Below are 15,479 nucleotides of genomic sequence, written 5' to 3'. Positions count from 1 at the left end.
GCTGCCTGCCAACATGGAGTATCTCCAATATATTCACAGTTGTATTTGTTCAGTATCCCACATCCAGGTCAAACTCGCTCTTTAGTTTTTTCAGGACAGGATTCAGTTCTGCCATTCTTTTAAATATCTCGCGGTCATTTACCAAATATTTGGAGGTATCCATCCCAGTTGATTGCACCTTTTTGTGCCGGATAACGAGCGAATTATTCTTCAGTTCTTTCTTCAGGTGCTCAGCCATTTCAGTCCGCTCCATCTCCAGGATGCTGATGAGATGGGAACTGGGCAAGCTGATCCAGATTTCGTTCTCCTTTATTTCAGGCTCCTGCTCCGCCAGGAAAGAATAGAAGCTGTTGCGGTCCTTATTGGCCGCTACAAAATCCTTCCAGGCCTTAGTTGCTGCCTCCGGATCCAGTGGGATGATCGCTTCCGGTTCTTCGGCTGTAGAGTTGTTTTCACTTGCCTCTTCAAGCTCCTGCTGCTTCTTCGCTTTCACCTGTCGCTTTACATCGTGCAGAGAGCCAAAGGCGCCACCTCCGGAATCAGGCATTTTAGGTTTTGTCTCCTTTTCCTTTTTGGCGGCAGGAGAGGTGGCCGCCTGCGCAGCCGGTTCAGGTTCAAGGCTGCTGTCGTCCGAAGGTACATTTTCCGCCTTTTCGCTCTCCTTTTCAGGCGTTTTCTCTACCGGCTTAGCTTTTTTTTTTGGATCGCCATTTTGCAAAGCACCGGCAAGTTGGAGTGCATCAGGAATATGACAGAGCTTGATCAATGCAAGTTCTACATGCAGCCGTTGGTTTTTGCTGGCTTTAAATCCCTGTTCAAACTGGTTGAGAATATTCATCGCTGTTAGGATCAGCGAAAGCGGGAGTTTTTCTGCCTGCTGGCGGTAGCGCTCCTGTGCAGATTCCGGTAACTCAAGCAGCTTTACGGTAGCCGGATGCTTACACACCAAAAGGTTGCGGAAATGCTCGCTCAGCCCCAACAGCAGGTTGTGAAGATCGAAACCCCGGTCATGGATCTCATGCAGCGTGAGCAGCGTTTCGGCCACATCACGTTCCAGCATCTGATCGGTTAGCTTAAAATAATATTCATAATCCAGGATATTCAAATTTTGGATTACATCCTGATATGTGATCTGCTCTCCGGTAAAGCTGGTAATGCGGTCGAAGATCGAAAGTGCATCGCGCATCGCACCATCAGCTTTCTGAGCTATGATATGCAAAGCCTCCTCTGCTGCTTCCAGTCCTTCTTCCCGGCAAATCTGCTGCAACTGCTCCGTAATATCCTTTATTCGAATACGCTGAAAATCGAAGATCTGGCAACGGGAGAGGATGGTAGGAAGAATTTTATGCTTCTCTGTTGTGGCCATAATAAAAATGGCATAGGAAGGCGGCTCTTCAAGAGTTTTCAAAAAAGCATTGAAGGCTGCCTGAGAGAGCATGTGAACCTCATCTATAATATATGTTTTGTACTTACCGCTCTGGGGGGCATATCTCACCTGTTGTACAAGGTTGCGCATGTCTTCCACGGAGTTGTTGCTGGCAGCATCCAATTCATATATATTAAATGACTGCTGATTATTGAAAGCCTTGCAGGAGTCACATTCGTTACATGCCTCGCTTTCTGCTGTGCGGTTGGTGCAGTTAATGGTTTTGGCGAGAATGCGGGCACACGTGGTTTTGCCTACTCCGCGCGGTCCGCAAAATAGGAATGAATGGCCGAGGTGATCCTTCATGATCGCATTCCTGAGCGTGGAAGTAACCTGTTGCTGCCCCACTACATCCGAAAACTTGCGGGGACGATATTTTCGTGCAGAAACGGTGTATTGTTCCATAGTAATTGGCTTCTGAAAATTGGGAAAATGGCGCGTTCAAGCCTGAAATGACCTTCCGGCCGGGGGCGCAATTTAGAAAATTCCAGGCCGTTTGCCCGGACCGGTTCCCCAAATTCCCGTGTATTTAATGTATTGGTCTTTGTTCTGTGTTCAGTGTTCCGCGTTCTGTGTTCACTTCCATTAAAAGATGGATATTAAAGAATCACGACAATTTTTGGATATAATGAATTCTGCTATCTTTGCACCTCAATTTTTTAAAGGTACATCCTGAAAATGTCCAATCGTTACGAGTCAATTTTTATCACCACTCCACTCCTCACTGAGGATCAGACAAAAGAGGTAGTGGATAAATTCAAAGATCTCCTCAATAGTCACGAATCCAAGATCGTGAACGAAGAAAACTGGGGACTGAGAAAATTAGCTTATCCAATCAAAAAAAAATCCACAGGCTTTTATCATTTGCTGGAGTTTGAAGCAAATCCTGAACTGATAGCCAAGCTTGAAGTGGAATACAAACGTGATGAGCGGATCCTGCGTTTCCTCACCGTGAAACTGGATAAATATGCTCAGGTTTATGCTGACAGGCGGAGGAAAGGTGAAGTAGGTAAAAAACCGAAAGCTTTCTCAGAAAAAGAAAAGGAAGAAGAGAACGTATAATCAGAAAATGAATCATGGCTGCAAGTAATTATAAAAATCCTTTTATCAATATCCTTCCTCAGGAGAGGCCACAGCGGAAAAAGTACTGCTGGTTCAGAAGGAACAACATCAAGTACATTGATTATAAAGATCCTGATTTTCTTTTGAAATACCTTAATGAACAGGGCAAGCTCATCCCCAGACGCATTACCGGAACATCACTGAAATATCAGCGAAAACTGGCTACTTCAGTGAAGCGTGCGCGGCATCTGGCTTTGCTTCCTTTCGTTGCCGACTCTTTAAAATAAACAGGAAGAATGGAAATCATATTATTGGAAGAAATACCGCAGCTCGGATATGAAGGAGATGTGGTAACGGTGAAGGCAGGTTATGCACGAAATTTCCTGATTCCCGGAGGTAAGGCCATTACGGCTAATAAGGCCAACAAGAAAATGGTGGAAGAAAATCAGCGCCAGGCTACCCACAAACGCGAAAAGGTGGTGACTGAGGCTCAGGAAGTAGCTGCGAAGCTGAATGAAGCCAAGATCACCATTCCGGCAAAAACAGGCACCAGTGGGAAGATTTTCGGATCCATCACTACACTTCAGGTATCTCACGCACTCAAGCTCCAGGGATTTGAAGTGGACAGGAAGAAAATCTCAGTGGTGGAAGAAATAAAGAACCTGGGAACTTATCATGCTAAAGTACAGGTACACCGCGACATAGAAGCCACAGTAGAATTAAACGTTGTAGCGGAGAAGGAAATTTGATTTTATCCGCAATGAGAGAAAAAAGGTGTTTGAATACAAGTTCAGACACCTTTTTTTTGCCACCTGCAAATTTGATTTACTATAACAGGTACAATCCTGAAACCGTTGAACACTTCGCCTCATAGTCAATCTTTAAAATCAAATCCCTGTACCGTAATTTTATTTTATAATTTCGGCCCTTAATTTTAAAACCTATGGAAATTTCGGTTAAACGCTTTAACCTCATCAATAATGTAACGGGCTGGGTCGTATTTGCCATAGCAGCTTTTACTTATCTTGCTACCATCGAACCTACAACCAGCTTGTGGGACACAGGAGAGTTCATTTCGGCCTCTTACAAGCTGCAGGTAGTACACTCTCCCGGAGCACCCTTTTTCCTGATGCTGAACCGGATGTTTACTTTGGTGGCAGACATCATGGGGGATAAGAGCCTGGTACCGGTGATGGTAAATGCCTCATCTGCCCTGGCAAGTGCATTCTCCATCCTCTTCCTTTTCTGGACCATTACCGCCATTGCATGGAGACTGCTCGCAAAGGATAAAATTCAACTCAGCCAAGGGACTTTAATCGCCATAATGGGTGCCGGTATAGTAGGCGGCCTGGCTTATACCTGGAGTGATTCGTTCTGGTTTTCAGCCGTAGAAGGAGAGGTTTATGCCCTTTCATCTTTCTTCACTGCCATCGTTTTCTGGCTTATGCTGAAATGGGAAAGACGGGCTTATGAAAAACACTCAGTGCGCTGGCTCATATTTATAGCTTATTTAGTGGGACTGGCCATTGGCGTCCACCTTTTAGGACTCCTGGTTATTCCCGCCCTGGCATATATTTATTACTTCCGGCTTTATAAGCCTTCCGTCAAAGGCATCATCATTACCGGCCTCTTTGGCCTGGTGGCACTTGGCGTGATTCAAATTGGGGTCATACAATTAATCCCAACGATAGCCTCAAAAGTGGAACTCGTATTTGTGAATTCGATGGGACTGCCATTTTGGTCAGGGGCGGTTTTCTTTTTCGTGATACTGACGGGAGCACTGGCTTATGGCCTTTATTACACCCGCAAGAAGGAGATGGTGGCCCTGCATAATGCGCTCATTGCACTTACCGTAGTAATGATTGGCTATACCAGCAATGTTATGGTAGTAATTCGTTCCGCAGCCAATCCTCCCATTGATATGGGAGACCCGGAGGATGTGTTCAGCTTTATTTCATACTTGAAACGGGAGCAGTACGGAGAATTGCCGCTTGTAAGGGGGCCCTGGTACAATGCAGGGGTCAGGGAATACGATTATGAAGATGAGTATTTCAAAGGAGATGACGAATACGTAGTGGTTCCTGATAATAAGGTCATTCCACAATACAATGAGGCAGACATGACTGTATTTCCGCGAATGTGGAGTCCTCAGCAGCATCATGCTAACTTCTATAAGAATTGGTCGCAAATTCAGGGGGATCGAAAACCGAATTTTATCAAGGAGAATCTTCACTTCTTCTTTACATATCAAATGGGCCACATGTACTGGAGGTATTTCGCCTGGAATTTTATTGGCCGGCAAAATGACATCCAGGGACATGGTGAGTTTAACAATGGAAACTGGATCAGCGGTATTGAATTCATGGATAAAGGAAGGGTAGGACCGCAAAAGGACTTGCCCTATAATATGAAGACCGATAAAGGACGGAATTTGTATTTCTTTTTACCTTTTATCCTGGGTCTTCTGGGCATGGCTTATCATTACAGCCGGGACAAACACAGTTTTGCAGTAGTACTGATCTTTTTTGTGATGACGGGGATTGCCATCGGGGTCTACCTGAATATGCCACCATTGCAGCCACGGGAGCGGGATTATGCTTTCGTAGGCTCTTTCTATGTATTTGCAATATGGATTGGCCTGGGCGTATTGTTCATAGCTGATCTGCTTCGCAAACGAACGGGATGGGCGCCAGCCGCTCTCATTGCATCAGTTTTGGGCATCCTTGTTCCCATCCAGATGGTGAGCCAAACCTGGGATGACCATGATCGTTCCGGCCGCTTTACCTCAAGGGATTATGCCAACAATTACCTGCAAAGCTGTGCGCAGGATGCCGTATTATTTACCAACGGAGATAATGATACATACCCGGTATGGTTCGATCAGGAAGTATTGGGAATCAGAACGGACGTGCGTGTGATTAACCTGAGCCTGCTCAACACAAGCTGGTATGTGCATCAGATGCGGCAGGATTTCAACGAATCCAAAGGTTTGAAACTTTCATTTACGCCTGATCAGTTGCGGCAGGGTACCCGTGATTATGTGATTCATTACGAAAACCCGCAGCTCGGCATTGCAAAAGATCGCTACGTTGATCTGAAACAAATGATCGAATTTATTGCTGATGACAATCCGAAAACGATGGTTCCTGTGGCTTCGGGAAAATCCATTTACTACTTCCCTACTAAAAAGGTAAGTGTTCCGGTAAACAAGCAGAAGGTAATTGACAATGGCACCGTGCCTGCTGAACTCGCGGATAAGATCGTAAGTTCTATGCAATGGGATCTGGGCAAGAATACCCTGATGAAAAATGACTTGGTGGTGCTCGACCTTATAGCGACCAATGACTGGGAAAGGCCGATATATTTTGCCATTACTACCGGTTCAGATGCGTATATTAATATGACTGACTATTTCCAACTGGAAGGATTGACTTACCGGCTCGTACCCATTAAAAATGAACAGAATTACGATCAGCAAACTGGCCGCATAAATACGGACCTGATGTATGACAACGTAATGAATAAGTTTCAATGGGGCCGGCTTGACGAAGAAGAGCTCTATGTTGATAATGTATTGGAGCGCCAATGCGTAAACCTCAGGAACGTTTTCGCGCGCCTTGCCAGAGCCCTTATTGTGGAGAATAAAAATGAAAGGGCGATTGAAGTGCTTGACCGTTCTCTGGAAGTGCTGCCGGAACGCAATGTACCTTATGATGTATTTATGATCCCCATCGTAGAACTTTACTATACTGCCGATGCAGAGGAGAAAGGCCAGGAAGTGGCAGAACGGCTGCACTTTATCTACACAGATGAGCTGAATTACCTCATGGCGCTCGATCCGGGAAAAAGGCAGGAGGCTCAGGAAGATATTCAGCGGAATCTTTACGGATTGCGCTCCCTGGTTCGTATGGCACAGGATGCCGGGCAAACTGCATTTGCAGAAAGAATGCAGGCCGACCTCGACCGCTATTCCGGCACCACACCGTCATTACCTTAGCGAAAGGATTTTTAAGACAAATCATTAAATGATGATAAAGGAGGGATTTACCTCGTTAATTCCTCCTTTATTTTATTTAATGCCTCTTTCCCTGGGCCGGGCGCATTCATAGTTTTGAGTTTACCATCCTTGCCAATTATGGCGTATCGGGGATAACCGCGAAAGTTAAATGTCTTATAGAGATATTCACGGGTAGCCTGATTAGGTGTAATCCCATGCGTGCCGGAAAATGCTTTGTCCTTTACCATTTTTTCCCAGAGCTTACTGTCTGTATCAAATGCAATGATGAGGAATACAACATCTTCATCTTTCAACTGCTCCTGCAGCAGGTTGCTCTCCGGGATAGCCTTGATGCAGGGAGCGCAGTTTGTAGCCCAGAAGTCCAGATATACCACACTTCCACGGAAATCTGAAATGGAAATTGGCGCACCTTTTAAATTTTTTACTACAAAGGAAGGTGTGATCTCTTCGGCCAGTCCTGCCCGGAAATTACCGGCTATTGCTTCAATCACATTTGAAAAGGCCGGACTCGTTTCTTTCTGATAATACATGGCAAGCAATAAATCCAATTCCTCGCTATCAGCAATCCATTCGGCCTGCGTGAGCATTTCTACCTGATGTGCATAAAATGCATCCCGGTTTGGGCCAGCCAGTAATTTCTCTCCTTCTTTAGCCTTATATATAAACTGATTTTCAAAGATCTTTTTATGTTTTTCTTCATCCTCTTTTACCTCGTTTGCGCCACGCGACAATAAATTGGTGCTGAAAGCATTCAGCAGCGAATAATAGGAACCGAGATAGACAGAAGAATCTGCGTAAAGCCCTGCCTCATCTAAAAAAGCATAGTAGCCCGGTTCCGGAAAAATTGATGTGCCCGATCCTTTGGACATTGGGTGCCTCCAGAGATACTGCAGTTTATCAATAGCCCATCTCTGATTTATATCCTGCTTCATAAAATCGGAATGCACCGCAGATACAATTCCGGATTCATTCAGGCTATCCCAAAACTGAAGCTGGTCCTGCCTTCTTTCATCTATAAAATGATTGAAGTTATCGAGGCTCATTTCGCTGTAACTCTGATAGTAAATCATCGCCTTTGCAGTTCGAAAGAACCGATCTACAAATTGAGTTCTGGAAGCATTCATCTGCGCGGCATTGCCACGATAGCTTTGCTTTGTTTTGAACAATCCTTTTCTAACCTCCAGAAACAGCGAATCTCCAGGACCCAAATAAATATCAAAGAGGATAATTCCCTTCTCTGAGTAGAGATGCAGCTCAGTTATCCAATCGGTGTGAAAGGCAAATTGAAAGGAACCATCCTTTCCGGCTTTTACGGCCATTATTTCCTGATGTTCGGTGATTAGGCTTTCATAGGTATTCTGGCCTTTAAGGTACAGGGAATCTCCTGCGTACTTTTTTATTTTGCCGGAAAACCAGACATTGGGTTCAACGGCCGCAGCGTTAAAGGACAAGAATAGTATGCTAAAAATGAGCGTGTAAATTTTCATATTAATATGGAGTTTGGTTAATAATCTTAAGCCGGAAAAATTCTTTCAAATATAATTTTGCCGGACATTCAACCTGAAATCACATCATATGTAAGGATATGGCGCTTTTTGGATTTACCCGTGCTTCGGCTTAATTTAATTTAGCGCTTTGAAATCGAGATAAAAACACACTACTATGATCCTTATTATACTCTGCTCCCTTTTGGTCTCTTTTGTATATAGTGCCGGACTTCTGTTGGCGGCACGATACATTTTTCGCAAATTCCGCGAACGTAACAGGGGCGCTCTTCAGTATTAAAACAGGTGCCTGGAATTAGAAATTTTCATGCTTCTGGAATAAGATTCAAAGGCGATTATTGGGAAAGACCGAAATCGCCAGCATTTAAGTCTGATTTAATTCCGGCTCTTACCCAGTCCGATTCGCAGGCCAATGAATCCTGCAATGGCAATTGCCGCAGTAATCAGGGCGGCTTCCCACCGCTGGAAAATCACATTCCCCACCAGAAAAAGGAGTGCATACGTCATGGCAATTCCGCTGAGCCAGGATAGCAATTGATACCCGATGCCACCGGTTTTCGCTTCCTCAGTGGTGGCTACCGGACCCCAGTTTCCTCCCGGCTGCACCCTGTCATAGAAACTTCGCAGCAATTCCGGTTTTTCCGGTTTCGTCATATAAGTGGCGATGATCCAGGCTACAGTTGCCACAGCAACCGTGATAAAAAAACTGTAGGGGAAGGTAAAATACCAATATTCACTTTCGAAAGCCGCTGTTGCCATTTCGTCTTTTCCGTGAGCCAATTTCCAGTTTTGCCAGACAAAGTATTCCCACAGCTTTAACAAGCCGTAAGCGAGGAGAGGTGTAACAGTCGCTACAATTTCGCTCCAGGCGTTGATGCGCCACCAATACCAGCGCAGGATCAGCACCAGTCCCATGCCCGCACTTCCCTGGATGATGAATTCCCAGGCACTCTTTATTGTAGTAACTTGCGTGGTGATGTAGAAAGCAAATACCATCAACAGCAGCGTTCCGATACGGCTGGCCGCGACATAATGGGCATCGCCTTGTTTTTCAGAAGCAAAATTTATGGATGGTTTGAGAAATCTTTTATAGAGGTCATTGATAAGGTAGGAAGTACCCCAGTTAAGCTGTGTAGAAATGGTGCTCATGTATGCCGCCAGGAAAGTAACGAGGAGAAGCCCTTTGAGCCCGGCCGGCAGGAAATCTCTCATGGCATATACATAGCCGAGCCTGCGGTTTTCATCCTCCAGTTCAGGATAGAGAACAATGACGCACAGGCCGACCAAAATCCAGGGCCAGGAGCGTATACAATAATGCGCAATCTGGAAGAAAAGAGTGGCCATCTGAGAGCTTCTCTCGTCTTTGGCGCTCATCATCCGTTGCGCCACGTAGCCGCCTCCACCGGGCTCAGAACCGGGATACCAGCTTGCCCACCACTGCACCCCCACAAAGGCGATAAATCCTGCAATACCAATGGAAAGATTTTGCATACCGCCATCACCCCCTCCGAGGGTGGGAAGAAAGTTGAGCGTAGATTCGGGAAGCTTGGCCTGCAATCCTGCAATTCCCCCGATCTGTTCGGAATTAACAACCAGGATGGCCAACACAATGCAACCGGTAATGGCAATGGCAAACTGAATGAAATCGTTGATGGCAATGCCCCACAACCCGGCAAGAGAGGAATATGCGGCTACAAATACCATCGCCCCGCCCACGTACCATATCGTTTCTTCTTCAGGAATATTGAAAAAAACATGGAGAATGCTGGCCAGCGCCACATTTACCCAGGCAATGATCACGGCATTCATCAGCAGTCCCAAATAAACTGATTTGAACCCACGGAGGAAAGCGGCCGGTTTGCCGCCATACCGCAATTCTATAAATTCCAGATCCGTCAGGATTCCGGCCCTGCGCCACAAGCGGGCAAAGAAAAAAGTAGTAAGCATTCCGCCAATGAGCATGTTCCACCAGAGCCAATTTCCTGAAATGCCGTTTTGCCCTACTTCCTCGGTTACGTAGAGCGGAGTATCGGCTGCGAAAGTGGTGGCTACCATGCTGAAGCCTGCGACATACCAGGTGAGTTTGCGCCCGCTCAGGAAAAATTCCCCAAGGCTTTGGCCCGCCCGTCCAGCGAATTTAAGTCCGACAAAAAGAGTGATGGCTACAAAAAGTCCGATCAGCAGCCAGTCCAGCGTTTCGAGCACCATAGTTAATTGAATGATGAATTATGAGTTATGAGTTATGAATTATGCATGATTGTTCAGTTGTCTTCTGTTTGCCTGGCATCTCCAAATTTTGCATTAATGTAGGTACGCCATTTTTCTATCACGGCCTGCATATCCTGTGGCAGCGCTTGCTCAAAGTGCAGATGCTTTTTGGAGTGCGGATGGATAAATCCAAGCGACCGGGCGTGCAGCGCCTGCCGTGGCAACAGCTTGAAGCAATTTTCAATGAACTGCTTGTACCTGGAAGTGGGCGTACCGGCCAGGAGGCGCATTCCTCCATAAAGTTCATCAGCAAAAAGGGGATGGCCGAGGTAGCGCATGTGTGCACGAATCTGGTGTGTACGGCCTGTTTCCAGGCGGCATTCTACCAGCGTTACCCAGGTGAATCGCTCCAGCACTTTGTAGTGCGTAACGGCAGGTTTGCCAATTTCCTCTTCCTGATAAACCTGGCTCATTCGCCTGTCATGCTTGCTCCGGCCCAGGTTTCCGCGAATGGTGCCGCTATCTTCTGCAACATCGCCCCACACCAGCGCAGTATAGGCGCGTTCTATGCTGTGGTCGAAAAACTGGCGGGCCAGAAAACTCATGGCATATTCTTCCTTCGCCACCACCATTACGCCCGTAGTGTCCTTGTCTATCCGGTGAACCAGGCCGGGACGGATTTCGCCATTTGCATGGGTGGGAAGATTATCGAAATGATAAACCAGGGCATTGACCAGCGTACCGGTATAATTATTAAAACCCGGATGCACCACCATTCCGGCAGCTTTATTCAAAACGAGGAGATGTTCATCTTCATAAATAATATCCAGCGGAATATTTTCCGGGTAAACTTCTTTATCCCGAGGCGGCTCCGGCAATACGATCGAAACTTCATCAAGAGGCTTCACTTTATAATTAGATTTCACCGCCTCGCCATTCACCAGGATGCAATCTGCTTTTGCTGCATTCTGCAGGCGATTGCGGCTCACGTTCTGGATACGCTGCGTCAGGTACCGGTCAATCCGCAGGGGCTGTTGGCCGCGATCTACCTTTATACGATAATGCTCATATAATTCATCATTCTCCCCGCCCGGTTCCTGATCCTTGATTTCTTCTTCCATTAGAATTTATTTGCATAGCATTGTTCAAAAGAAGTAAAAATTACAACACCCCGCTGTGTTTACTTTTGCACTGAACATATTGTACACTCACTGATTATAAACCGTACTGAATTTCAACAACCAATAAATTTCAATTATGAAGACGACTATTTATCTGATGATGATGCTGAACCTGATCTTTTTTGCCTCTTGCGATTCGCCAGAAAAGGTGAAGGATGAAGATGAAAGAGGTGAGACAATGGCGGTGGACAGCCCTGGAATGGATAATGTCTTCCGTGGCAATTCTATGGAACAAGGCGGGATTACGCTTTCCATCGTAAAGGGGGCAAAGCAATTTGAAAATGCGAGCCTGAAACTGAACGAGCCTGCAGACGGAGCGGCACTGGAACCCGGAAAAATCAATTATACGTTTGAGGTTTCAGACTACAACTTGGGGGAGCAAACTCCTGATGCAGATCAGATGGGTCTGGCCAATTCGCCCGATGGACAACACATCCACCTCATCATTAATAACGGACCTTATTCCGCTCATTATAGTCCGCAATTTCAGAAGGAAATGGAAGCCGGTAAGCACGTAGTCCTTGCATTCCTTTCGCGGTCATACCACATGAGCCTGAAAAATAAGAATGCGATGGTGTTGCGGCAAGTTACTGTGGGCGATGGCAAAAGTGGCCCTGATTTTAACATGGATGATCCACATCTTTTTTACAGCCGTCCGAAAGGCGAGTACAAAGGAAAAAAGCAAACCGATAAGGTGTTGCTGGATTTTTATCTTCATAATGTAGAACTTGGTCAGAATGGCAACAAGGTAAAAGCCACGATCAATGGAAACGAATTCATTCTTTCACGTTGGGTGCCTTACGCCATGGAAGGCTTGCCGATGGGAGAGAACACGGTGAAGATTGAACTGATTGATGAGGACGGAAATGTTATACCGGGTCCTTTTAATTCAACAACCCGTACATTTACGCTGTCAGAATAAATTATTTGTAATACAAAGGACGGGGGAAGCCTCTTTCAGCCAGCAATGGTTGGAAGAGGCTTTTTTTTTCAGCGCCCGGAACTTTTGATTTCAGGTATCAGGTTTATTTTCCGGATTGGCAGACATCATTCTTAATGCAGCCATTTCCCGGTAGGCTGTACGGGCATCACGGGCGGGAGATCCGAAATAGAGCTTGCCTCCCGGCAATGACTTGGAAACTCCGGCCTGCGCAGAGATCACGGCACCTTTACCGATCCTGATGTCCTTCGTTATTCCTGCCTGGCCCCAGATGATGACGTCATCCTCAATGATGGCTTTGCCGCCTATTCCACATTGAGCCGCAATCAGGCAGCGTTTACCAATGATGGCGCCATGTCCCACATGGATGTGATTGTCCAGTTTGCTGCCTTTGCCAATCACGGTGCTGCCGCTCACCCCCTTGTCAATCGTGCATGAAGCGCCAATTTCCACATCCTCCTCAACGATCACGTTTCCGCAGGAAATCAATTTATCGTGGTGCGTATTTCTGTTTTTAAAATAAAAGGCATCGGCTCCTAAAACACTGTTGGCATGAATAACCACATTATCGCCAATGGTGGTTTGATCATAGATCACCACGTTAGGATATATTATGCAGTTGCGGCCAATCTTCACAAAATTGCCGATCACCACGCCCGGATGAACCTGCGTATTTTCTGCGATCGTCACGCTCTTCCCTACCGTAAACTTCCCCTGCGGAATGGGAGCCGGCAGCCTGAAGTGCTTCACCAGCCGGTTATAGTCTCTGAAAGGATCTTCGGAGATGAGGAGTCCTTTCCCTGCCGCAGGTTCCTGTTCTTCGCTATTAATGAGCACTGCTGTAGCTGCTGAATTCAGCGCCTTTTTATAATATTTGGGAACATCGGTAAACGTAATATCCCCGGCTTCCACTTTGTGGATTTCATTGATTCCGGTAAGTGAAAGATCGTGAGGACCTTTATAACGGCAGTTTAAAACTTCTGCAACTTCCCGCAGGGGTTGAGGATTTTGAAACTTCATAATGTAGGGATTTTTAAATTGTAGTATTAAAGCACGCAGGGCGCAACAAAGATGAAGAAATGTTGCTGTATCAACACATCCTCTCTGATGCGTCCTTACCTTCACCTGTGCAGCAATCTTTAATTTCGCCCAAAATTTAACAGATCATCCATGAGAATACTTCTGGCGTTCGTCCTGCTCTTCGCTTCAGTTATTTCAAAAGCGCAATCTGATATTGATGCCCTGATCCTGAGAGATGATCCTTACGACATCAGCAATGTCTGGATAAAGGCAGCCCCGCTCTATATCGGTTCGCTTTACGAAGCGGAAGTAGATGCAGGCGCTGCATTAGGTTTTCAATATCAATGGCAAAACCAGGTTTTTTTTGATGTATATGCCAAGCTTCCTTATTCTCCAGTGGTTGACGGGGCAAAGGAGGCCGCAGAGCAGGACTCGGCCCGTGGTGATTATGTCCGCGGATTTGAAGCTGACATTGGCCTCACCTGGATCATCAGCGACACTATCAAATTAAAGGCGCTGAACATGTTCATAGGCTCAGGCAGGAATCCTGAAAGGTTGTATCGTACGCAATCGAGCCTGCGCAAAGCCTGGGGCATAAAGGCCGGGTACAATTATATGTCGAGCGTGGTATCCGGCAATTATTTGCGGCTGGACCGGATCCAACATGCGAGCGGTACTTCTCTTGATAATATGCCCGGCCGCAAATTCACCAACATTCGCGTGCGGTCGTTCTATCTCGGACTTTCACAATTCACCATTCGCAACTTCAGAATTCAAACCAGCGACTTTGGAGAAAACGAGGATTTCAGGTTCCGGAGAATATTTGCTGATATGATGGTTAGTCCTGCCCTGCTCATTGATGAGGTGGGCTATGGTTATAATAGCTACGACCTATCAGGCGATGAGTACAGCGAGCGTCCTTTTGGATTCAGGGTTGGCATTGAGGAATATCTGCGTTTCTCAGATCATGTGGGATTTATCGCTTCCCTCGAAACCGGCATCAGGCCCGGCCTCAACCACATAAACAGCGATAATCCCGTCAGGAACTTTTACTGGCAGGCGCGCCTCTTCCTCACGCTGCACGATAAATGGTGATGGCCGTCAGAGAAACTTCCGCTGTACGAGTTCCTGTAATTCCAGATAAAGCGGATCGGAATCCTTCCAGTCGTATTTAGGTTTTAATTCCGATTGCAAATAAAACCGGGCTTCGCTGTAGTTGCCGCTCTTATTCAGGAAATCAATCGTTTTGCGATATTCCTTCTGGTTTCCTTTAAACAGATCATTTATAAAGGCGATTTTTTTATTCAGGCTAATGGCTGATTTCAGATCTGCAATAGGCGTGAGCTTAAATTTATCCGCCATTCCCGGCTGCGATTTTCCCAGTCGCTGGTGCAGCGCGGTGCGTCCTGCAAACCGCTCATTCAGGGATTGCCTCGAAGCCGGTTCTTGCTCCGGTTCTTTCGCGGGGGCTGCATCCTTTGCGGATTTTTCTTTTTCCGCTGCTTCCTTCTTGGTTTTCTCATTTTCCGGGGACTCTGCCATTATTGGTTCTGCTGGTGCCGACTCTTCCGTTTCAGGCGGTAAATCGGGTTTTTCTTCGTCCTGAATTTTTTGCGGTAATTCCTCCTCCGGTTTTTCTTCCTCCTGATTTACCGGTGCTTCCCGTGGCGCAGTAGAGTCAGGCACTGTTTCCTGCGCAGGTTCGGCTTCCTCTTGCGGGGTTTTGTCTTCCGTGTCTGCCTGTGCATCCGTGAAATCGCTCTCAGGAGTGGACGGTGGTTCCGGCACCGAAGGTTCATATACCGGGGGCTGCTCATATCCTGAAGGTTCAGGCTGCTGGTGCCGGAATGCCTGCGGTTCATGTTCTGACATTTGCTTCACCTCCTCCCGCAGTTCTGCGATATGGCTGCTCACCTTTCCGGCTGCTCCTTCATCCCTGTATTCTTTTTCAAGTTTTAATACTATTTCATAAAAAGAAATAACCTGTTTTTTTAATAAGGCCATTTCCAGCGCTGGCACCTCTCCCTGCTCTTTCCCGGTGCGTACGTAAGTTTCATTAATATCCTGGAGCAGTGAAGTGGCGATATCAAATAATTTGTCGTTTGGCATATTAAAATAT

The 15,479-nt window shown here is 46.4% G+C and carries 12 protein-coding genes; 6 read left to right on the top strand and 6 right to left on the bottom strand.

Features of this window, described 5'->3' with window-relative positions; all coding sequences use genetic code 11:
- Positions 1-49: 49 nt before the first annotated feature.
- Positions 50-1,831 carry a DNA polymerase III subunit gamma/tau gene (locus WD077_05050; GenBank protein ID MEX0966581.1) on the bottom strand — a complete coding sequence of 594 codons (1,782 nt, stop codon included), beginning with the start codon at positions 1,829-1,831 and terminating at the stop codon, positions 50-52.
- Positions 1,832-2,104: 273 nt separating this feature from the next.
- Between WD077_05050 and rpsF the strand changes: the two genes are divergently transcribed.
- From rpsF to WD077_05030, 4 genes are all read left to right on the top strand, one after another.
- A complete protein-coding gene (rpsF, locus tag WD077_05045; GenBank protein ID MEX0966580.1) occupies positions 2,105-2,488 on the top strand; it encodes a 30S ribosomal protein S6 in 384 nt (127 codons plus the stop codon).
- A 14-nt stretch (positions 2,489-2,502) separates the two neighbouring features.
- A complete protein-coding gene (gene rpsR, locus WD077_05040; GenBank protein ID MEX0966579.1) occupies positions 2,503-2,775 on the top strand; it encodes a 30S ribosomal protein S18 in 273 nt (90 codons plus the stop codon).
- A gap of 9 nt (positions 2,776-2,784) precedes the next feature.
- Entirely contained in the window at positions 2,785-3,237 is a 453-nt protein-coding gene (gene rplI, locus WD077_05035; GenBank protein MEX0966578.1) for a 50S ribosomal protein L9, read from the top strand.
- Between the two features lie 194 nt (positions 3,238-3,431).
- On the top strand, positions 3,432-6,485 hold the full coding sequence (locus WD077_05030) for a DUF2723 domain-containing protein (GenBank protein MEX0966577.1): 3,054 nt from the start codon (positions 3,432-3,434) through the stop codon (positions 6,483-6,485).
- Between the two features lie 47 nt (positions 6,486-6,532).
- Here the strand turns inward: WD077_05030 and WD077_05025 are convergent, their stop codons facing one another.
- The 3 genes from WD077_05025 to WD077_05015 form a co-directional block, all read right to left on the bottom strand.
- Positions 6,533-7,993, bottom strand: coding sequence for a TlpA disulfide reductase family protein (locus tag WD077_05025; GenBank protein MEX0966576.1), 1,461 nt, complete (start codon positions 7,991-7,993; stop codon positions 6,533-6,535).
- Positions 7,994-8,386: 393 nt separating this feature from the next.
- A complete protein-coding gene (locus WD077_05020) occupies positions 8,387-10,219 on the bottom strand; it encodes a sodium:solute symporter family protein (GenBank protein ID MEX0966575.1) in 1,833 nt (610 codons plus the stop codon).
- Between the two features lie 53 nt (positions 10,220-10,272).
- Entirely contained in the window at positions 10,273-11,340 is a 1,068-nt protein-coding gene (locus WD077_05015) for an RluA family pseudouridine synthase (protein MEX0966574.1), read from the bottom strand.
- Between the two features lie 136 nt (positions 11,341-11,476).
- On the opposite strand from WD077_05015, the gene WD077_05010 reads away from it, so the two are divergent.
- Positions 11,477-12,322, top strand: coding sequence for a hypothetical protein (locus WD077_05010; protein MEX0966573.1), 846 nt, complete (start codon positions 11,477-11,479; stop codon positions 12,320-12,322).
- Between the two features lie 90 nt (positions 12,323-12,412).
- Here the strand turns inward: WD077_05010 and WD077_05005 are convergent, their stop codons facing one another.
- Complete coding sequence (locus WD077_05005; GenBank protein MEX0966572.1) at positions 12,413-13,360, bottom strand: UDP-3-O-(3-hydroxymyristoyl)glucosamine N-acyltransferase; 948 nt, start codon at positions 13,358-13,360, stop codon at positions 12,413-12,415.
- 150 nt (positions 13,361-13,510) lie between these two features.
- Here WD077_05005 and WD077_05000 point away from each other — a divergent pair, with 150 nt between their 5' ends.
- Complete coding sequence (locus WD077_05000) at positions 13,511-14,455, top strand: hypothetical protein (GenBank protein MEX0966571.1); 945 nt, start codon at positions 13,511-13,513, stop codon at positions 14,453-14,455.
- 6 nt (positions 14,456-14,461) lie between these two features.
- On the opposite strand, the gene WD077_04995 is transcribed toward WD077_05000, so the two are convergent.
- Complete coding sequence (locus WD077_04995; GenBank protein ID MEX0966570.1) at positions 14,462-15,469, bottom strand: hypothetical protein; 1,008 nt, start codon at positions 15,467-15,469, stop codon at positions 14,462-14,464.
- Between the last annotated feature and the right edge of the window lie 10 nt (positions 15,470-15,479).

It is taken from the genome of Bacteroidia bacterium, assembly GCA_040880525.1.
GTDB lineage: Bacteria > Bacteroidota > Bacteroidia > CAILMK01 > JBBDIG01 > JBBDIG01.
Note: the sequence above shows the minus strand (reverse complement) of the source record. Positions and strands in the feature narration are given on the sequence as shown.